We start from the raw sequence: 19,325 nt of genomic DNA on the forward strand, positions 1-19,325 counted from the left end.
TTTTCTTATATAATAAAGTTATTCGTTTCGAATGGCGAAATATATGAAAAAGGGGAGAAGCTTACATGAATAAGCTGCAAGGTAAGACGCTGGCAAGGAAGGATGTTTCAGTTGAAGAAACGTGGAACTTAACCGATTTATTTCCTTGTGAAAAAGCATGGAAAATGGAGCTCGATGCTATTACCCAAGACATGGAAAAGTTTGCTGAATATAGAGGAAGTCTTGGAAACAGTGCGATAAATTTACTTCAGTGCCTTCTTGAAAGGGATTCATTATCTGAACGGCTTTCCCGTGTACTTACATATGCAAGCTTGCTTCAATCCGCCGATGGGACAGACCCTAATAATCAAGCAAATGAGGCGATTGCGGCATCTGTTTATGCTGCTGCACGCGCAAATAATTCCTTTATTGATTCAGAAATACTTGCTCTATCGGAGAAGAAAGTCCGTGAGTTTATGAATCAAGAAAGCGGGTTGCAGGATTACAAAAAAACACTGGAGGATTTATTTGAGGCGAAAGCTCATATACTTTCCCCAGAAACAGAGGAAGCCTTAGCTGCATACAGTGAGATTCATGAAGCTCCTTATATGATTTACCAGCGCAGCAAAACATCAGATATGAGCTTCTCATCTTTTACAACAGCAGATGGAACAGAGTATCCTTTAACATTTAATTTATATGCAAAGTATGAGGAGTCGCCTGATACGGAAATTCGCCGTAATGCCTATGACGCTTTCATTCAAACATTAAATCAGTACAAAAATACATATGCAGCTACATATGCAACAGAAGTGAAGAAGCAAGTGGTTGAAGCCAGATTGCGTAACTATGATTCTGTTACAGATATGCTGTTATTTGAACAGCAAGTAACAAAGGAAATGTACCATAACCAGCTTGACACAATATTAACAGAGCTTGCTCCTCATATGCGCCGCTACGCCGCATTAAAAAGACAAGCACTAGGTCTTGATAAATTGCTGTACAGTGATCTAAAAGCTCCTCTTGATTCAGACTTTAATCCAGAAGTGACATATGATGAAGCAGCAGAGCTTGTGCTTGAAGCACTGCAGGTAATGGGGCCGGATTATGCAGAAATTATGAGACAAGGACTGGAGAACCGCTGGGTAGACAGAGCAGATAATATTGGCAAGCGATCTGGCGCCTTTTGTTCAAGTCCATATGGAGCACATCCGTATATTATGATGACATGGAATAATTCCATGCGAAATGCATTTACTCTTGCACATGAGCTCGGACATGCAGGACATTTCGTTTTGGCAGGACAGAATCAGTCCATTTCTAATACACGTCCATCACGGTATTTTGTGGAAGCACCGTCAACCATGAACGAAATGCTGCTCAGCAGACATATTTTAGAAAAATCGGATAATGACAGAATGCGTCGTTGGGTTATTCTCCAATCACTCGGAACATACTACCATAATTTTGTGACACATATATTGGAGGGAGAGCTGCAGCGCCGTATTTATGAACTTGCTGAATCAGGAACACCGATAACCGCCAAACTGTTATGTGAACAAAATCTCGAGCTGCTTGCAGCATTTTGGGGCGACAGTGTGGAGTTGGATGAGGGAGCAGGATTGACTTGGATGCGCCAGCCGCATTACTATATGGGTCTTTATCCGTATACGTATTCAGCAGGTCTGACAGCTTCCACTGCTGCTGCGTTAATGATTCAAAAAGAGGGTCAGCCTGCTGTAGATCGTTGGCTTGCGGCTCTTAAGGCAGGGGGAACAGTAAAACCTCTTGAATTAATGAAGCTTGCAAATGTGGATATGTCGACACCTGAACCTATCAGTACAGCGGTTGCTTATGTTGGCAGCTTAATAGATGAACTCGAACAAAGCTTTTATTAAAGTTTGAACATCCTTGCAACTATTGCAAGGATGTTTTTTTATGAAAAATAGGATTGACACACTCCTGCTAATCTTATACATTACATAAGTATGTTTTTTTATTATAGGAGGAATTTATGAGCAACAAGAATTATACCCAAGTAAAAATGGTGACGGCAGATCCATCTGCACTTGGACTATTCGGTCTAGCAATGGTGACATTGGTGGCATCTTCACAAAAACTTGGTTTAACAGAAGGGTTATCTTTTATTCTGCCGTGGGCGTTCTTTTTGGGTGGATTGGCTCAATTGATCGCTGCTTTGCTTGATGCGAAGCATAATAATATTTTTGGAACAACTGCTTTTGCAGCATTTGGTCTATTCTGGTTTGGCGTAGGCTTTTCCTGGTTAATCCAACTTGGAGCGTTTGGCGAGGTATTGGCGCAAAATGTTGACCCTAAACAGCTGGGCTTTGCATTTATCGGCTATTTAATTTTCAGCCTTTTCATGACAATTGGGGCAATGGAAACACATAAGGTATTATTCTTTATCTTTGTTTTTATTGATATATTATTTATTGGATTGTCCTTAAGTTCTTTTGATGTGATGTATGAAGTGACACATATGATTGCAGGTGTGGCAGAGCTTTGTATTGCCCTGTTATCCTTCTATGGATGTGGCGCGATTGTGCTGAATACTCATTTTGGAAAAACGGTACTGCCAATCGGAAAACCTTTTGGCGTTTTTAAATAAGATTACGAAAAAGAGTCTATCTATAGGCTCTTTTTTTTGCTCAAAATAATTTATCTATATTAAAGCAATACCTAGAGGATTTGTTGGCATTTCTAATGGAAAATTCTATAATATTTCGTTAAAATAAGTAATTGGCGATATAGTGACATGCTGATGATGGAGGTATATATGATTAGTGAGCTTCAAAAAAACATAAAAGACCTTTCGGAAGAGGAAGCAAAATCTTTGCTGCTGCAAACGGCTCTTTATTTGCAGATGATGAAGGACGCCGACCTCATTTCACAACAGGAAATCATGAAGGAGCTTAGCGATGATATTATGGATAAGCTTATGTCCCGATAATCATCTCTTAGTTTACATACATACTGCAATAATCCAAAACTATCTCCTCCCCCTATCTATGAAGGAGGCTTTTTTGGCTTCCTTTTCCCCGTTAATCCTTTAAATAGATAACAATAAAAAGGAATAATATTATTCACCTGAACGTTTTTTTACACATATTTAATAATGTTTGGACGTATTTATAGTTAAATTTCTTTTTTAATATATAAAAAGGATAATTTAATTATTTTAAGTTTAGAAACAATAAACGGTATTTTAGTAGGAGTTTTATTGTTATATCAATATATTTTATCGGTTTAGTTGTGGACATTTGTTGTCCACCCTAAAGAAACAATTGTCTTTATTAATTGTCGATTTTTGTTTCTCATTCAGTTACATCAAGTTTTCACTATAATTATATTAGTTGTTAGTTGCACAGGATTTAAATCATGAATGGATAGCTGTTTAGAATAGTTATTATATTTGTATACTGTATTTCGTTTTAGAGAGTTGTATCTACAATAGTAGAAATGGAGGAAAACAGTGGGGATTTCTACTAAAAACCTAGATGATTCTACAAAAAATCTATTTTTCTGAAAAATTTGTCTTTACAAGAATAATAGAAAGGTATTATATTATTTATCAAAACGGTTTCTATTTTCAGAATAATTTTTTTAATTAAAAAGTTCCCTCAATTCAAAATTGATTATTAGATTTCATCCTACCAATTTATTACTACCCAAGAAATTAAACTTAAAACACAATAATTCAAGGATTTTTAGCAGAGGTGAGAATATGACTAAACATGCGTTATTAGAAGTGGAAGGTTTAAAAACGTATTTTCAAGTAGATAAACACAGAGTTGCAAAAGCTGTGGATGGCGTTGATTTCTCTATAAATCCTGGTGAGACAGTGGCGCTGGTTGGTGAGTCAGGTTCAGGCAAAAGTATAACCTCACTGTCTATAATGAAGCTCGTCGGAAAGCCGGGAAAAATTAAGGGAGGGCAGATTCGCTTTAACGGCGAGGATATTGTCCCCTTTTCTAACAAACAGATGGCAAAGCTGCGGGGCAGTGAGATTGCCATGGTATTCCAAGAGCCGATGACCGCATTAAATCCAGTCTTCACGATTGGAAATCAGCTTATGGAAACAATTCGCAAGCATAAAAAAGTCTCAAAGGAAGAAGCGCGAATCAGAGCCGTTGAGCTATTAAGAATTGTCGGCTTCCCAAGGGCTGAAGAGACAATTAATGAATATCCTCACCAACTTTCCGGAGGGATGCGTCAGCGTGCGATGATTGCTATTGCCATTTCATGTGAGCCGAAGCTGCTGATTGCCGATGAGCCGACAACCGCTCTTGATGTAACGATTCAAGCGCAAATTCTGGATTTGTTAGATGAGATGAAGAAAAAGTTCAACATGGCAGTACTGCTGATAACGCATGACTTAGGTGTCGTAGCTGAATATGCTGACAGGGTCATGGTTATGTATGGCGGACAGATTGTTGAACAGGCGGAAGTAAACAAGATGTTCATTGAGCCGAAGCATCCGTATACGAATGGACTTCTGGAAAGTTTGCCGAAATTAGAGGATGACGTAAGCAGACTTGGTGTTATTAAAGGGACAGTACCGCCTGCCTATGATTTTCCTGTTGGCTGCCGCTTTTCTGACCGCTGTAAACATGTAATGGATAAATGCCGTGTTAGCAATCCTAATCTTCTAGATGTGGAACAAAACCATAAGGTGCGCTGCTACCTGTATGAATAGGAGGAATAAAATTTTATGTCATTAATGGAGCAAGATTTACGAAAAAAGACAGAAGAGGATTACATACTTCAAGCGAAAAACATAAAAAAATACTTTCCAATTAAGGGCGGAGTCCTAAAGCATACAGTTGGCAACGTTAAGGCGGTCGATGATATTTCATTAAATGTTATCAGAGGGGAAACGCTTGGACTTGTAGGTGAATCAGGCTCTGGAAAATCTACGCTAGGACGAGTTATTCTAAGACTCCTTGATCCGACAGAAGGCAGCATTGTCTTTGAAGATAAGGATATTTCAACTTTAAACAACAGAAAGATGCGCCCCATTAGAAAGGATATGCAGATTGTATTTCAAGATCCATTTGCCTCATTAAATGGAAAAATGAGTGTTCAAGAGCTGATTGAAGAGCCGCTGCTAGTTCAGACGAACTTAAACCGACGTGAGCGGGAAGAAAAAGCAATCAGCTTACTTGAGAAGGTAGGGCTTCGGGCAGATGCGAAATCGAAGTATCCTCATGAGTTTTCCGGTGGACAAAGACAGCGGATCAGCATCGCGAGAGCACTAGCGCTGAATCCTAAATTCATTGTCTGTGATGAGCCAGTTTCTGCATTAGATGTTTCCATTCAGGCACAGGTGCTTAACTTGATGGCAGATCTTCAGGAAGAATTCAATTTAACCTATCTATTTATTGCCCATGATTTGAGTGTTGTTAAACATATAAGTGACCGTGTCGCAGTCATGTATTTAGGAAGGATAGCGGAATTGGCACCGAAAAAAGGTCTATATGAAACACCGCTTCATCCATATACACAGGCGCTTTTATCCGCAGTTCCGACAACGGATGTAACAAGAAAGAGAGAAAAGATTATCCTCAAAGGGGATTTGCCAAGCCCGTCCAATCCACCGACAGGCTGTACATTCAGAACACGCTGTCCGAAAGCGCATGAAAGATGTGCAATCGTGCGCCCTGATTTGACGGAAGTGTCAGAAGGCCACTTCGTTGCTTGTCACTTATACACGAAGGAAGACTGAGTATTCTGCCGTTTAAGGAGGTGGTGTGTCGATTTTGAGTTTGGTTTGCTTTTTCTACAGATAATTATTTTAAGGGGGAAAGACGTTGAAAAAGAAAAATTGGTTACTTGTATTAGGCTTTACCTTAATATTCGGGATCTTGGCGGCGTGCAGCAACTCAAGCGACAACACGAATTCTGAGCCTGGCGAAGCAGTTGATGGAGGCACGGTAACTGGTGCGATGGATACAGCTCCTGCTGGTTTATTCAACCCAATTTTCTATGCTGATGCATATGAAAACAATATCTTAACTTTAACGCATGAAGGATTATTAGGACAAGATAAGAACCTTGATTTTATTCCGAAATTAGCAAAAGACTGGGAATTTAACGAAGACCAAACAGAAGTGACATTCCACTTAGAAGAAAACGTGAAATGGCATGATGGCGAGCCATTCACAGCAAACGATGTTGTATTTACATACAAATCGATTGCAAGCCCTGGTTATGTAGAGGCTGGCGGTCTGCGTACACAATATGTTTCAAGACTGTTAGGCTATGAGGATTTCTCTACTGGCAAAACAGATGAATTCCAAGGTGTTGTTGCAGTTGACGACCACACTGTAACATTCAAATTCGCTGAGCCGAATGTATTGGCCCTTTCTGATTCAAGCTTCCCAATCATTCCTGAGCATATCTTTAAAGATGTTGCCATTGCTGACATGCCAAAAGCTGAAGGTACAACAAAAGCAGGCAAAATTGTTGGTACTGGTCCATTTAAATTAACGGACGTTGTAGAAGGCGAGCAATATGTTTTAGAGAAAAACGACGACTACTGGCAAGGTGCACCTAAACTTGACAGCATCGTGTGGAAGGTTGTAGACCAATCTGTCATCCTAGGTATGCTTGAAAGCGGTGAAGTGGACTTTGTAGCAGATCCAACTGGTATCCAGGCTGCAGATTATGAGACAGTTGCTGCAAATGAAAATGTTGAAATTATTGAACAGCCAGATTTTGGTTACCAAGTATTAGGTATGATGGTTAACCACCGTGAACAAGGCGACACATCTATCGATCCATCTAAATGGACAGAAAATACGAAGCTATCCGATCAAAAAGTCCGTCAGGCAATTGCTTATGCTGTTGACCGCGAAGCGATCATCAACGGATTGCTGTACGGCAAAGGGGTAATTCAAAACTCTCCTATCGCAACACAATTCTGGGCATATGATGATACAAAGCCTAACCAATATGCATTTGATGCAGAAAAAGCAAAATCACTATTAGATGAAGCAGGCTATAAAGATACAAATGGCGACGGCTTCCGTGAAGATCCAGATGGAAAAGAGTGGGTGTTGAACCTGAACTATCCATTAGGAAACCAAATTCGTGAAAAATCAGCACCAATCATTCAAGAATATCTTGAAGCTGTCGGAATCAAAATTGACTTGCGTCAGCCAAAACAAGCTGCTGCATACTTTGAAGACCTAGAAAAGAATGCACAAGATTGGGATCTATACTTGCTTGGCTGGAGCTTAGACAGCACAGACCCAGATCCGAGCGGCTTATGGTCTGCTAATGCTGCTTACAACTATTCCCGTTGGAATAACCCTGAAGCAGAACAGCTGTTAAAAGACGCATTTACACCACCAGATGCGTTTGAACAGGATTACAGAAAAGAGAAATACAGCGAATGGCAAGTGAAGTTCTCTGAAGATCTTCCAGCATTAATCCTGTATGCTCAAAACAGCTTATGGGCGCATAACAAACGTCTTCAAGGCATAGATGTATTGCCGTACTCATTCTTGAACAACACACATTTATGGAGTGTGACTGAGTAATTAAAGGTTAATTAGATGGGGCTTTCGTATTTTGGGAAATTCCGCATATTAACAGGAAATTTACTTATATGCGGGGCCTGTTCCTTAAAGAAAGCCCCTTTTAAATTCTTGTTATTTTGGTTCATTTCGTGTGGTGCTGCGGTCTGTACGAAATGAACCAAATAATGGTTCAATCCGGCTGCAACTTTAGCAGCTTTATATTTACATCATAAGAAATGGAGGGGGAGCAATGTATAAGTATATTATTCGTCGCGTATTAGTGTTCATTCCAATGCTATTCGCTTTGACTGTCATCGTGTTTGGCTTAATGCAGGCGGCTCCTGGCGATCCCTTTACTGGAAAGCTTGATCCGAATGTAGACCCAGAAGTATATGAACAGCAAAAAGAAGCTTTAGGGTTGAATGACCCAATTTATGTGCAATATTTCCGCTGGTTAGGAAATATGCTTCAGGGGGACTTTGGGGAATCAATTGTGTATAAGGGACGTGAAGTAACTGACTTGCTTGAATCACGAGTTAGCAATACACTCACGCTAGGAACCTTTTCTTTATTTATTACGATTTTATTTTCCATTCCGATCGGGATTTACTCAGCAAGAAAACCATATTCTATACTTGACTACACAGTAACAACCTTCAGCTTTTTTGGGCTTGCTATTCCGAGTTTCTTCTTCGGTTTGGTGGCAATTTATTTCTTCGCCATCCAGCTCGGCTGGTTCCCGTCACAAGGAACGGTCTCGAGTCCGAATCTGCAAGGAGCAGAGCTTTTCTGGGATAAAATCCATCATTTAATCCTGCCTGGATTAACATTAGGTTTAGGTGGAATGGCTACATATACTCGCTATATGCGCTCAGAGGTGCTCGATGTGCTGTCAGGAGATTATATCCGTACAGCCAGAGCAAAAGGAATGACAGAAAATACAGTATTGTACAAGCATACATTAAGAAATGCCTTGATTCCGATTGTGACATTGCTTGGATTTGAGATTGGCGCCATTTTAGGGGGAGCCATCATTACAGAGGGTGTATATCAATATCCTGGTCTTGGGACATTGTTCATTAACTCTATTTCCAGCAAGGATTATCCTGTCATCATGGTCATTGCTTTAATGATCGGCTTCTTTACATTGCTGGGAAATCTGCTGGCAGATATCGGCTACAGTCTTGTTGACCCGAGAATTCGATACGAGTGAGGTGAATGAACAATGGAACTGAAACAACAAACGATCGAAACAGAACCAAACTTACCTTTAAAGGTAGAAAATAAAAAAAGTAAAACTCCTGGCCAGATTGCACTCGGCAGATTTTTAAAGAATAAATTAGCAGTGCTTGGTGTTATTGTTTTAACGATTATTATCCTTGCCGTCATTTTCGCACCGCTGATTACAGACCAAAGTCCAACTAAGTCAAATTTGCTGTTGGTTGAACGGGGACCAAGCGCTGATCACCCGCTCGGCAATGATGGCTCAGGAAGGGATAATCTTGCTCGTCTATTATATGGAGGACGAATTTCTCTTATCGTAGGATTCTCTGCGATGGTTTGTACGTTAGTAATTGGTGTGCTGTTAGGCTCCATTGCCGGCTACTATGGCGGAATTGTTGATGCGATCATCATGCGTATCGCTGATATCATCATGATGCTTCCATTTATCGTTATTGCTTTAACAGTAGTTTCTATTATGCCAAAGGTGTCAATCGGCAGCTTCGTTGCAATCATTGCGATAACCTCGTGGCCGAATTTAACGAGGATAATCAGGGGAACGTATTTGTCCTTGAGGGAGCAGGAATTTGTTCAAGGAGCAAAGGCAATCGGCGCAAGCGATTTCCGCATTATTTTTAAGCATTTTATTCCGAATGCTATTGGGCCGATTGTAGTTAACGCTACATTGATGATGGCAACTTATATTATCATTGAATCTGCCATGAGCTTCATCGGTTTTGGAATACCGCAGCCAACACCAACATGGGGGAATATGATTTCTGAAGCACAAAGCATCCGTATTTTACGGAACAGCCCTGAAGCATGGATACCGCCAGGACTTTGTATATTTGTCACGGTACTTTGCATCAACTTTATTGGAGACGGTCTTCGCGACGCACTTGATCCAAAAAGCAATAAGCGTTAATGAGGAAAACCTGCTAATGATTTGGCAGGTTTTTTTCTTTTATCTGGAAACAGATGAAGCTAACCTTGTTTATTGCTAATATATAATAGAAGAAAATACATACATAACATAATGGCATCAAGAGGAGGATTACAGATGTATGCGTCAATGGAAATTCAAATGCTCATTCAATTAATTGAGAGGGCAGCATTACTGCTTATTACGCTGTTTTTTTTATCAAGAGTGCCGAAATTTAAGGAAACATTGCAGAAGGAAAATCATTCTCCAACAGAATTGACGCTGATTACGATCATATTTTGCGCCTTCGCTTTGTTTGGCACGTATTCGGGAATCGAGGTAGAAGGTTCGATTGTTAATATCCGCATTATTGCAGTTATGTCCGGCGGGATTTTATTTGGACCGTGGGTCGGAATCATCACTGGAATTGTGTCAGGTGTTCATCGTTATTTAATTGATATAGGCGGGGTCACCTCTGTGCCTTGTTTAATAACAAGCATTTTGGCAGGGATTGTTGCGGGCATTATTTATTTCCGTGTAAAGAAACAAAAGAGATGGGTATACGGAATCATTGCTGGTATGATTTGCGAAATGCTGACAATGGTGCTTATTCTTGTGATGGCAGAGCCGTTCTCTCTAGGTGTGGATATTGTTGCTAAAATCGCTCTGCCGATGATATTAGGACAAGTCAGCATTGGCTTTATCGTCTTGATGATTGCGAGTGTTGAAGGAGAGAAAGAGAGAATTGCTGCAAAGCAGGCACAGCTGGCATTAGGTATTGCTAACAAAACCTTGCCGTATTTTCGGTCTATCAACAGTGAATCGCTTCATAAGATCTGCAAGATTATCCAGAAGGAGATTAAAGCAGATGCTGTGGCTATCACCGATACGATGGATGTTCTTGCATATGTCGGCTTTGGTGAAGAAAAATATAAAAACGGACATGAAATTATCAGTGGCTTAACGAAGGAAACGATAAGCAGCGGCAAGATAACAATCCGCAATAATATTGCAGACCATCATACACCGCAAATTCATTGTTTGCTAATCATCCCTCTTGAAGAAAGAGGAGTGGTAACTGGTACATTAAAGATTTACTACCGCAAAGCATATACTATCACTCATACACTTCAAACGATGGCGATTGGGCTTGCCCAAATAATTTCTACATTAATGGAGGTTTCCAGAGTCGAACAAATAAAGGAAGCAGCCAATAAAGCTGAATTGAAGGCATTACAGACAAAAATCAATCCACATTTTTTGTTCAATGCGTTAAATGCAATTGCTTCAACTACAAGACGAAATCCCGAAAAAGCTCGGGAATTGATAATCAGTTTATCTGGATATATGAGATATAACTTAGAGGTAGGAGATGAATTAATTGACATTCATCTTGCTTTACAGCAAGTCCAGGATTATATAGATATTGAAAAGGCTCGGTTTGGCAGCAAGCTGCAAGTTGAATACCATATAGATGATGTTCACATTAAAGTGCCGAGCCTTCTTATCCAGCCATTGGTTGAGAATGCCGTTGTCCATGGAATATTGAAAAGAAAAGTACCTGGCCTTATCACTATTTCAGTTGAGGACAAAGAGGAAACTATCAGGGTCAGTGTGGAGGATACAGGTGAAGGAATTAAACAGGAAATCATTGATAAGCTGTACCGCGGCGAAATGTCATCCAAACAAATAGGTCTTTCCAATGTGCATGAAAGAGTGAAGCTGATTTATGGAAAAGGACTTGTGATTGAAAGATTGAATCCTGGTACAAAAGTATATTTTGACATAACAAAGGAGAAACAATGAGAGCAATAATTGTAGAGGATGAAATTCCAGCAAAAGAAGAGCTGGAATATTTAATCGAAACACATAGTGGTATTGAAATTGTTGGTGCTTTTGAGGATGGGCTTGATGTCCTTAAGTTTTTACAGGAGGAGGAAGTAGACGCGATATTTCTTGATATCAATATCCCATCACTTGATGGCATGCTCCTTGCCGGCAATATCAGTTTGTTTGCAAAAAAGCCGTATATTATTTTTACGACAGCCTATAAGGAGCATGCAGCGCAAGCTTTTGAGCTTGAAGCGTTCGATTATATTTTAAAACCTTATGATGAAAAAAGAATTGCCGCAATGCTGAGAAAGCTGGAGACAGCTTTTGAGAAGGACTATGGCAAAGAGGAAGACAAGGGAGAAAAGGAGCCTGCTGCAGATCAAGGAGCCAGCAGGAGAATCAATCTCCGTAAAAATGAAAATATTATTGTAACAGATGTGAACGATATTTACTATGCTTCTGCAAGTGAGAAGGTGACGATTGTCTATACGAAAACAGATGAATATATGATGCCGATGAGTATTTCAGAATTTCATGCAAAGCTTCCTGAAGATTCGTTCTTTAAATGCCATCGCTCTTATACAGTCAATCTTACAAAGATCCATGAGATTGTCCCTTGGTTTAATCATACGTATATTTTAAGATTAAAAGACATTAAAGGAGAGGTGCCTGTAAGCAGAAGCAAGGTAAAGGAATTCCGACAAATTATGCAGCTATAAATGCAATTCATTCCGAAATCTTTGCAATTCATTCTGAAAACGATTTTATGAATAGTTTCGGAGGTATAATCCTCCTATAAAGAAAACGCTTAAATCTTAAGTTAAGAGTTTTATATAGGAAGAACCGAAACGAGGAAAAGAGGAGATTTCAGATGAAAAACCGCACAGAAAACCGGCTGTTAATTGTCATCGGTACAATCATTGTTCAAATGGGTCTTGGTACAATATATACGTGGAGCTTGTTCAATCAGCCGCTTGTTGATGCATTTGGCTGGAAATTAAGCTCTGTTGCTATCACCTTTTCTATTACTAGCTTCGCATTGGCATTTGCGACATTGTTTGCAGGGCGCCTGCAGGATAAATGGGGAATTCGCCGCCTAATCGCTGCATCAGGTATATTGCTCGGCGTAGGGTTGATTCTTAGCTCTCAAGCTTCATCACTCGGAATGCTTTATGTGCTTGCAGGAGTGGTTGTCGGCTTTGCCGATGGTACAGCGTATATTACAACATTATCGAATTTAATTAAGTGGTTCCCAGAGAAAAAAGGTCTTATTTCAGGTATTTCAGTAGGAGCATACGGAACTGGAAGTCTTGTGTTTAAGTATATTAATGGACATTTTATAAGTGCATACGGTGTAACGTCAGCCTTCTTATTTTGGGGTATCATCGTTCTGATTATGGTAGTCGGCGGCTCTTTCCTAGTGAGAGAAGCAAAGGTTACTTCAAGTGCAGCAGCAGGAAATGTTGCTACAAAGGATTATACAGTGAAGGAAATGCTGAAGACAAAACAGGCATACCTGCTGTTCGTCATTTTCTTTACAGCATGCATGAGCGGACTATACTTGATTGGTATTGTTAAGGATATCGGTGTTAGTCTTGCAGGTCTCGATGCAGCAACTGCTGCAAATGCAGTAGCATTAGTTGCAATCTTTAATACGACAGGCCGTATAGTTTTAGGAGCGCTGTCAGATAAAGTCGGCAGATTGAAAGTTGTTTCAGGTGCATTATTCGCAACGGCAATTGCTGTAGCAACATTGAGCTTTGTTCCATTAAACTTCCCGATATTCTTTGCTTGTGTTGCGGTTATTGCCTTCTGCTTTGGTGGAAACATTACTGTATTCCCTACGATTGTAGCAGACTTCTTCGGATTAAAGAATCAAAGCAAAAACTACGGTGTAATCTATCAAGGTTTTGGCATCGGTGCATTGGCCGGTTCCTTTATTGCAGCACTTTTAGGAGGATTTATTCCAACCTTCATTATCTTGACGATTCTCTGCATTATCTCCTTGGTAATTGCATTCACAATCAAACCGCCATACCAAGGTAAAGCGGAAAGAAAATCTAATCAGAAGCTGCCTAACATGCAGCCTTCACACAAGTACTGATATGTAAATAGTTGCTAGTCCCTCTAAGGATATTTCTTTAGAGGGTTTTTTGCATGTTTTTGAGAGAGTTCGTATATGCATAAGGAAAGGAGCTGTTTTATGATAATTACGTCTTAAGTCTTAGATGCGATTCCTTTTTAAGTCTATGGAAAAAATATTGCTTATCCGTTATTGTATAAGCATAAGAGTAATATAATTGAAACCTTTTTTTCACATAGTTCGTATAAAAATAAAAGACGTAAAGTCAGGAGTCGATCAAATTGAACTCATTTTTGCTTTTTCTCATCCGAACAGGTGTTGCGCTGCCAACAGGGATATTGACTTGGTTTGTTAGCATGTTTGCATTCAATCAAGGTTTCTTCCTATCAGTCATATATGCGGTGGGCCTCGGGACCGCTGCTTATTTCCTAGCCGATGGAATCAGCTCCCACAGATTTTTAAAGAAGCATGCTTTGACAAGAAAAGAGTATAAGTTTATTCAAAAACAGCTTAAAGAAGCAAACAGCAAGATAGCGAGGCTTAATCGGGCGATGTTACAAATCCGCCATTTGCCGTCTATAAAGAAGAGAATTGATTTTATCAGGGTGACGAAAAAAATCTACCGTTTGACAAAACAGGAGCCGAAAAGATTCTACAAGGCGGAAAAGTTCTATTATTCCCACTTGGATTCTGCTGTAGAAATAGCGGAAAAATACGCTTTGCTTTCTGCCCAGCCAAAGAAAAATTATGATTTGCAGGAAACGCTGACTGAAACGAGAATTACTTTAGAGAAGCTGTCATTCACACTGGAGGAGGATCTTCATGAGATTCTTGCAGATGACATCGATGACTTGCATTTCGAGATGGATGTAGTTCGTCATACGTTGGACAGCAAGAAATTAGATAATAAGCCAATTGATGAAAGCAGGAGGTTAAAATGACCGAAAGGGATGAAATTCAATTAAACGAGAGCTTGCAGAATAGTCCTGCAGAAAAGGCGAATTCACATCGCCTTTTTCCTGTTTTATCTGAACAAGAGCAGCTTGAAGCGAAAGCGCTTGCCGATAGCCTCGATTGGTCCAGTCATCATGCCCTGATAAATTTCGGACATGATGCGCAAAAACGGCTCCTTACTTTTTCACAGACGATGATTGACCATGTCCAAAGAAAGGATGTAGGAGAAGTAAGCAGTATTATGAAGGATTTAATGGTGCGGCTTGATGACATCAATCCTGATGAATTATCGGTTAAAAAGAAGGGGCTGTTTTCTCGTCTTTTCGGCAGAGCAAAGTCTTCTGTGCAGGAGATACTGTCTCAATATCAAAAAACAAGTGCTCAGATTGACAGGATTAGCGTAAGGCTTACAAGAAGCAAAAATTTGCTTATCTCAGATATTCATTTGCTGGAGCAGCTTTATGAAAGCAACAAAAAGTATTTCCATGATCTAAATATACTGATTGCAGCTGCAGAAACAAAGCTTGCAGAGGTAAAGGAGCAAATAATCCCAGACAAGAGAAAGCTTGCATTAGAGCTTCAGGACGAAATGAAAATGCAGGAGGCAGAGGATATGGAGGACTTTGCTGAAAGGTTGGAGAAACGCATCTACGATTTAAAAATCAGCAGACAAATTACCATCCAGACAGCACCTCAAATCAGACTGATTCAGCAAACAAACCAGACCGTTGTGGAGAAAATCCAGTCTTCCATTATGACAGCAATTCCCCTGTGGAGAAATCAACTGTCCATTGCATTAACATTATTGAGGCAAAAGCATGCAATGGAAACAGAAAGCAGTCTCCGCAACGCCACAGGTAATATTATTGAAAAGAACACAGAAATGATCCGTATGAATGCAAGCGGCAGTCAGGGGCAAATCCTAGAGATTGCTGAACTGAAAGAAACTCAGCAAAAGCTTTTGTCTGCAATTGAAGAAACAATCGCCATCCAGGTAGACGGCAGCCAAACAAGACAGCAGGCGGAACACGAATTAAAAACGGTCATTCAGCTTGATAAATAGCAGGCAGGAGTGGTAAAGATGGAAGCAAAGCTTAAGATCGTTCCATGCACTGATGCGAATCGGATACTTTTAAAAAATTACCGCTTGAAAAAGGGGCAGGAGCAGTGGACGGCCATGCCTCTTGCTGCAATGGAACAATGTGACACAGATAAAGATAGATATCCGTTTCTGCTGCTATGGGATTTGCAGCTTGCAGGTTTTTTCCGTTCTGAATAAAGGGAAAGGTGTGATGGAATACCACAGCAATAAGAACGCCATATTGCTGCGCGCCTATTCGATTGAAGCAAGTTACCAGGGTAGAGGATTTGCTGGAAGCATGCTAAAGCAACTTCCTGAGTTCATAAAGGGCTCGTTTCCTTCTGCAGATGAACTGATTCTTGCCGTTAACGAGGACAATGAGGCTGCACAGCATGTTTATGAGAAGGCAGGCTTTGCAGACAGAGGACTGCGTGCTGCCGGAAGTGCCGGCCACCAGCTGGTTTTACACAAGAACATATAAAAAAAATCACCCTAAAATCTTTAAGGTGATTTTGTTATATTTTAATCTCTTGATGGAGAATAAGTTCTTTTCGTTCCATTTATCAAGGAAGCAAAATCAACTCGCTTATTGATAACGTAGATGATCGGAATCCCGACTGCAAGGACGACAAATTCGCCGACTGCTGTTGTAAGCCATGTTGCCCAGAATGGAAAGTCCAATGCTAAATGCAATTCAAAGGCAATAATAAACATCGTGAAGGTAAACACGATAGTATTAATAATCATACGCTTAACAATGTTTTTTACATAGCGACCAACTACTATGGTAATAAGCAAACTGATAATAGACTGGCCAACACCAAATATAAGGTCATAAGGAACCATTGGCGAAAAGAATAAATTAGCTAGAAATACTCCAGCAACTATTCCGTAAATGTATTTCTTATTGAAGACAACAAGATGATTAAACATTTCGGATAAGCGAAACTGGACATTCGTAAAGCCGAATGGAGCAATTGCAACAGTGACAGCAATGTACAATGCTGCAATCACACCGTTTACTGCAAGTGTTTTTGTATTCATTTTTTTCTCTCCCTTAGTTTTTTTACGTGGGATGGTTACGAACCACGATATGAAAATATTATAAAACCAAACAATAATCCTACATTAAAAGGGTATGTGAGTCAATATAATTTTATCCTAATATAATTAATAGCCCTACGCACTGTGGTGTGCATAATATGTTTTCTCTTCACACATATAATAAATATTAGCCAATTGTAAAATGCAGCTTTGAGAGGAATGGTGATTTAGTGAAAGCATTAGTATTGCAATCTGACTTTGGTTTAAGTGACGGAGCCGTTTCAGCTATGTATGGAGTGGCCAATTCCGTTCAACCTGATTTGCGCATTTTTGACCTGACACATGATATTCCCCCTTTTAATATATGGGAGGCTTCTTATCGCCTTCTACAAACTGTGTCTTACTGGCCGAAAGGAACTGTATTTGTTTCTGTAGTAGATCCAGGCGTTGGATCAGACAGAAAGAGTATCGTTGTAAAAACTTTAGAAGGCCATTACATAATCACGCCTGACAATGGCACGATTACACATATGCTTCATGCAATAGAAGAAGTTCGCGTGCTTGATGAAACAAAGAATCGCCTTCCAAACAGCGGTGAGTCATACACTTTTCATGGCAGAGATATTTATGCCTATACAGGTGCGAGACTTGCTTCAGGACAAATAAGCTACCAAGATATCGGACACTCCACAGAAAAGGAAGCAGTTGTAACATTGCCTGTTGTAAAAGCGGTACTGGCTAATAATGAGCTTAATGGCATTATTGAGATACATGATAATCGGTTCGGAAATATATGGACGAATATCCCGGCGTCTATGGTAAAACAAAGCGGAGTAAAATATGGAGATACATTAACTGTCACAATCAATTATAATAAGGAAGAAATCTTCAAGGATAAAGTTCTTTTTGGTCATTCTTTTGCTGACGCTGCTATTGGCGAACCTATTGCCTACTTGAATTCTCTTCATTATTTCAGTCTCGCTATTAACCAGAAGTCGATGGCAAATAGATATAATTTAGGAACAGGCAATGAGTGGAGAATACTAGTAGAGAAATAAATAAGATAACCAGACGCGTTTATAGCGGTCTGGTTTTTTTGTTTTTATAAAAGAAAGATAGTATTTATAGAAAATTTAGAATATAATAAAAATATTCTATTTTGTAAAACGAAATAAATGAAAGAAGGGGTAATTTTTGAGAGAACAAGTTGCTGCTGTGAAAACGAAAGGTGTATTTGATCAATTGCTGGAACATTCCCTTGTGCAAAAAGGGCTGGAGTATTTGCTAAAGGATGCAGATGCAACGCTGGAGGAGCAGATTGAGCTCACAAAAATACCGGCGCCTTCTTTTATGGAAGCGGAAAGAGGCAGGGTTTATAAGGCGAAGCTGGAGCTTCTTGGTCTTGACGATATTCAGGAAGACAGACACGGCAATGTGTTTGGAATTCGCCCTGGCACTGGTAAAGGTCCAAGAATTTTCGTATGTGCTCACTTGGATACTGTTTTTCCGAATGGGACAGATATAGTTGTCAGAAGAGAGAATGGCAAGGTGTTTGCTCCGGGAATTTCTGATGATGGCCGCGGGCTTGCAGCTGTACTAACACTGGTGCGAGCATTTAATGAGACAAACATTCAGACAGAAGGCGATATTATTTTTGGAGCAACAGTGGGAGAGGAAGGACTCGGCGACTTGAGAGGAGTAAAGGGCTTGTTTGCGGACAGGACGGATATAGACGGCTTTATTTCCATCGAGCCTGGGCATCCGGAGCGCATTACCTATCTCGGGACAGGAAGCCATCGTTTCCACATTACTTATAAAGGATCAGGAGGCCACAGCTTTGGCGACTTTGGTATCCCAAGCCCGATTCATGCACTCGGCAGAGCAATCAGTAAGATCGGTGATATAAAAACGCCTGACGAACCGAAAACAACCTTTAATGTCGGTACGATAACAGGCGGCACTTCAGTAAATACAATTGCCGAAGAAGCCAGCATGATGCTTGATATGCGTTCTAATTCTGCAGAAGAGCTTATTCGTCTCGAAGAGCAGGTCATGGATATTCTCCACAACTCGGCAGAAGAGGAGAACAATCGCTGGAACAGTGAAAAGACAGCGATTGAAGTGACAATTAAGCAGGTAGGTGACAGACCGGCAGGCGCACAAAGCCCAGAAGGAGAAATTGTGCAGACAACGATTGCAGCAGCAGCTTCTCTCGGCTTGAACCCTGTGCTGTCACAAGCCTTCAGCACAGATTCCAATGTACCGATCAGCCTTGGCATTCCTGCTGTGACATTAGGTGGCGGTGGCAGTAACAGCGGCGGTTTTCACACTTTAGAGGAGTATTTCGATCCAACAGATGCCCATATCGGACCGCAAAATATCTTTTTGACGATATTAGGACTAGTAGGAATGAGAGATGTAACAGCACCATTACTATCAAAGAAATAATAGATAAAGCAGAGAACTAAGTTTCTCTGCTTTTTTTGTGTGTAAAAAGCCGTTCCTAAAAATTTTTTGGGAAACTTTTAAAAAATATTTCCCTCGACTTATTCCTGACACATTTCTTTTATATTCTATTACTTGTAAGAGGCAAAAGCCTATTGGAACTAAGAAAAAATGCAAGTTAAGCATATAAAATATAACAAGAAAGAGGATGAGAAGAAG

The 19,325-nt window shown here is 40.1% G+C and carries 18 protein-coding genes and 1 riboswitch; of the genes, 17 read left to right on the forward strand and 1 reads right to left on the reverse strand.

All coding sequences use genetic code 11. The features are described 5' to 3' along the window. Positions 1-65: 65 nt before the first annotated feature. From pepF to MKX82_RS02995, 15 genes are all read left to right on the forward strand, one after another. On the forward strand, positions 66-1,877 hold the full coding sequence (pepF, locus tag MKX82_RS02925; RefSeq protein ID WP_341074916.1) for an oligoendopeptidase F: 1,812 nt from the start codon (positions 66-68) through the stop codon (positions 1,875-1,877). A gap of 116 nt (positions 1,878-1,993) precedes the next feature. After that, on the forward strand, positions 1,994-2,608 hold the full coding sequence (locus MKX82_RS02930; RefSeq protein ID WP_237940711.1) for an acetate uptake transporter: 615 nt from the start codon (positions 1,994-1,996) through the stop codon (positions 2,606-2,608). Between the two features lie 168 nt (positions 2,609-2,776). Next, entirely contained in the window at positions 2,777-2,950 is a 174-nt protein-coding gene (locus tag MKX82_RS02935; RefSeq protein WP_233316352.1) for a hypothetical protein, read from the forward strand. Positions 2,951-3,724: 774 nt separating this feature from the next. Further along, on the forward strand, positions 3,725-4,696 hold the full coding sequence (locus MKX82_RS02940) for an ABC transporter ATP-binding protein (protein WP_233316353.1): 972 nt from the start codon (positions 3,725-3,727) through the stop codon (positions 4,694-4,696). Between the two features lie 24 nt (positions 4,697-4,720). Continuing rightward, a complete protein-coding gene (locus MKX82_RS02945) occupies positions 4,721-5,725 on the forward strand; it encodes an ABC transporter ATP-binding protein (protein WP_233316418.1) in 1,005 nt (334 codons plus the stop codon). A gap of 85 nt (positions 5,726-5,810) precedes the next feature. Then, entirely contained in the window at positions 5,811-7,544 is a 1,734-nt protein-coding gene (locus MKX82_RS02950) for a peptide-binding protein (RefSeq protein WP_341074920.1), read from the forward strand. Between the two features lie 229 nt (positions 7,545-7,773). Continuing rightward, entirely contained in the window at positions 7,774-8,736 is a 963-nt protein-coding gene (locus tag MKX82_RS02955; protein WP_233316355.1) for an ABC transporter permease, read from the forward strand. 12 nt (positions 8,737-8,748) lie between these two features. Continuing rightward, positions 8,749-9,669 carry an oligopeptide ABC transporter permease gene (gene opp4C, locus MKX82_RS02960; RefSeq protein WP_233316356.1) on the forward strand — a complete coding sequence of 307 codons (921 nt, stop codon included), beginning with the start codon at positions 8,749-8,751 and terminating at the stop codon, positions 9,667-9,669. 135 nt (positions 9,670-9,804) lie between these two features. Beyond that, entirely contained in the window at positions 9,805-11,472 is a 1,668-nt protein-coding gene (locus MKX82_RS02965; RefSeq protein ID WP_341074923.1) for a sensor histidine kinase, read from the forward strand. Continuing rightward, positions 11,469-12,218 (forward strand): LytR/AlgR family response regulator transcription factor, encoded by a 750-nt coding sequence (locus tag MKX82_RS02970; RefSeq protein WP_233316358.1) that lies wholly within the window; start codon positions 11,469-11,471, stop codon positions 12,216-12,218. The genes MKX82_RS02965 and MKX82_RS02970 overlap by 4 nt, the downstream gene beginning before the upstream one ends. A 152-nt stretch (positions 12,219-12,370) precedes the next feature. After that, entirely contained in the window at positions 12,371-13,603 is a 1,233-nt protein-coding gene (locus tag MKX82_RS02975) for an L-lactate MFS transporter (protein WP_233316359.1), read from the forward strand. Positions 13,604-13,863: 260 nt separating this feature from the next. Beyond that, entirely contained in the window at positions 13,864-14,523 is a 660-nt protein-coding gene (locus MKX82_RS02980) for a 5-bromo-4-chloroindolyl phosphate hydrolysis family protein (protein WP_341074925.1), read from the forward strand. Continuing rightward, positions 14,520-15,599 carry a toxic anion resistance protein gene (locus tag MKX82_RS02985; RefSeq protein ID WP_237940713.1) on the forward strand — a complete coding sequence of 360 codons (1,080 nt, stop codon included), beginning with the start codon at positions 14,520-14,522 and terminating at the stop codon, positions 15,597-15,599. Before MKX82_RS02980 ends, MKX82_RS02985 begins: the two co-directional genes overlap by 4 nt. 18 nt (positions 15,600-15,617) lie before the next feature. Further along, a complete protein-coding gene (locus tag MKX82_RS02990; protein WP_341074927.1) occupies positions 15,618-15,815 on the forward strand; it encodes a hypothetical protein in 198 nt (65 codons plus the stop codon). A 13-nt stretch (positions 15,816-15,828) separates the two neighbouring features. Continuing rightward, positions 15,829-16,098: a GNAT family N-acetyltransferase gene (locus MKX82_RS02995; RefSeq protein WP_341074929.1), complete on the forward strand. Its 270-nt coding sequence runs from the start codon at positions 15,829-15,831 to the stop codon at positions 16,096-16,098. Between the two features lie 41 nt (positions 16,099-16,139). On the opposite strand, the gene MKX82_RS03000 is transcribed toward MKX82_RS02995, so the two are convergent. Then, the gene (locus tag MKX82_RS03000) at positions 16,140-16,661 is read right to left on the reverse strand and encodes a QueT transporter family protein (RefSeq protein ID WP_237940715.1); all 522 of its coding nucleotides are present in this window, start codon (positions 16,659-16,661) and stop codon (positions 16,140-16,142) included. A gap of 7 nt (positions 16,662-16,668) precedes the next feature. Then, a riboswitch (PreQ1 riboswitch) is annotated at positions 16,669-16,713 on the reverse strand. Positions 16,714-16,891: 178 nt separating this feature from the next. On the opposite strand from MKX82_RS03000, the gene MKX82_RS03005 reads away from it, so the two are divergent. Continuing rightward, the gene (locus tag MKX82_RS03005) at positions 16,892-17,719 is read left to right on the forward strand and encodes an SAM hydrolase/SAM-dependent halogenase family protein (protein ID WP_311315912.1); all 828 of its coding nucleotides are present in this window, start codon (positions 16,892-16,894) and stop codon (positions 17,717-17,719) included. A gap of 136 nt (positions 17,720-17,855) precedes the next feature. Next, entirely contained in the window at positions 17,856-19,109 is a 1,254-nt protein-coding gene (locus MKX82_RS03010) for a M20/M25/M40 family metallo-hydrolase (RefSeq protein ID WP_233316364.1), read from the forward strand. The last annotated feature ends 216 nt before the right edge of the window (positions 19,110-19,325 follow it).

The sequence above is a fragment of the Niallia sp. FSL R7-0271 genome (genome assembly GCF_038005785.1).
Lineage (GTDB): Bacteria > Bacillota > Bacilli > Bacillales > Cytobacillaceae > Niallia.

Excerpts from the sequence above, each read along its gene's own strand:
- pepF (WP_341074916.1), top strand. The coding sequence starts at position 66 with ATGAATAAGCTGCAAGGTAAGACGCTGGCAAGGAAGGATGTTTCAGTT.
- MKX82_RS02930 (WP_237940711.1), top strand. The coding sequence starts at position 1,994 with ATGAGCAACAAGAATTATACCCAAGTAAAAATGGTGACGGCAGATCCA.
- MKX82_RS02935 (WP_233316352.1), top strand. The coding sequence starts at position 2,777 with ATGATTAGTGAGCTTCAAAAAAACATAAAAGACCTTTCGGAAGAGGAA.
- MKX82_RS02940 (WP_233316353.1), top strand. The coding sequence starts at position 3,725 with ATGACTAAACATGCGTTATTAGAAGTGGAAGGTTTAAAAACGTATTTT.
- MKX82_RS02945 (WP_233316418.1), top strand. The coding sequence starts at position 4,721 with ATGGAGCAAGATTTACGAAAAAAGACAGAAGAGGATTACATACTTCAA.
- MKX82_RS02955 (WP_233316355.1), top strand. The coding sequence starts at position 7,774 with ATGTATAAGTATATTATTCGTCGCGTATTAGTGTTCATTCCAATGCTA.
- opp4C (WP_233316356.1), top strand. The coding sequence starts at position 8,749 with ATGGAACTGAAACAACAAACGATCGAAACAGAACCAAACTTACCTTTA.
- MKX82_RS02965 (WP_341074923.1), top strand. The coding sequence starts at position 9,805 with ATGTATGCGTCAATGGAAATTCAAATGCTCATTCAATTAATTGAGAGG.
- MKX82_RS02970 (WP_233316358.1), top strand. The coding sequence starts at position 11,469 with ATGAGAGCAATAATTGTAGAGGATGAAATTCCAGCAAAAGAAGAGCTG.
- MKX82_RS02975 (WP_233316359.1), top strand. The coding sequence starts at position 12,371 with ATGAAAAACCGCACAGAAAACCGGCTGTTAATTGTCATCGGTACAATC.
- MKX82_RS02985 (WP_237940713.1), top strand. The coding sequence starts at position 14,520 with ATGACCGAAAGGGATGAAATTCAATTAAACGAGAGCTTGCAGAATAGT.
- MKX82_RS02990 (WP_341074927.1), top strand. The coding sequence starts at position 15,618 with ATGGAAGCAAAGCTTAAGATCGTTCCATGCACTGATGCGAATCGGATA.
- MKX82_RS02995 (WP_341074929.1), top strand. The coding sequence starts at position 15,829 with ATGGAATACCACAGCAATAAGAACGCCATATTGCTGCGCGCCTATTCG.
- MKX82_RS03000 (WP_237940715.1), bottom strand. The coding sequence starts at position 16,661 with ATGAATACAAAAACACTTGCAGTAAACGGTGTGATTGCAGCATTGTAC.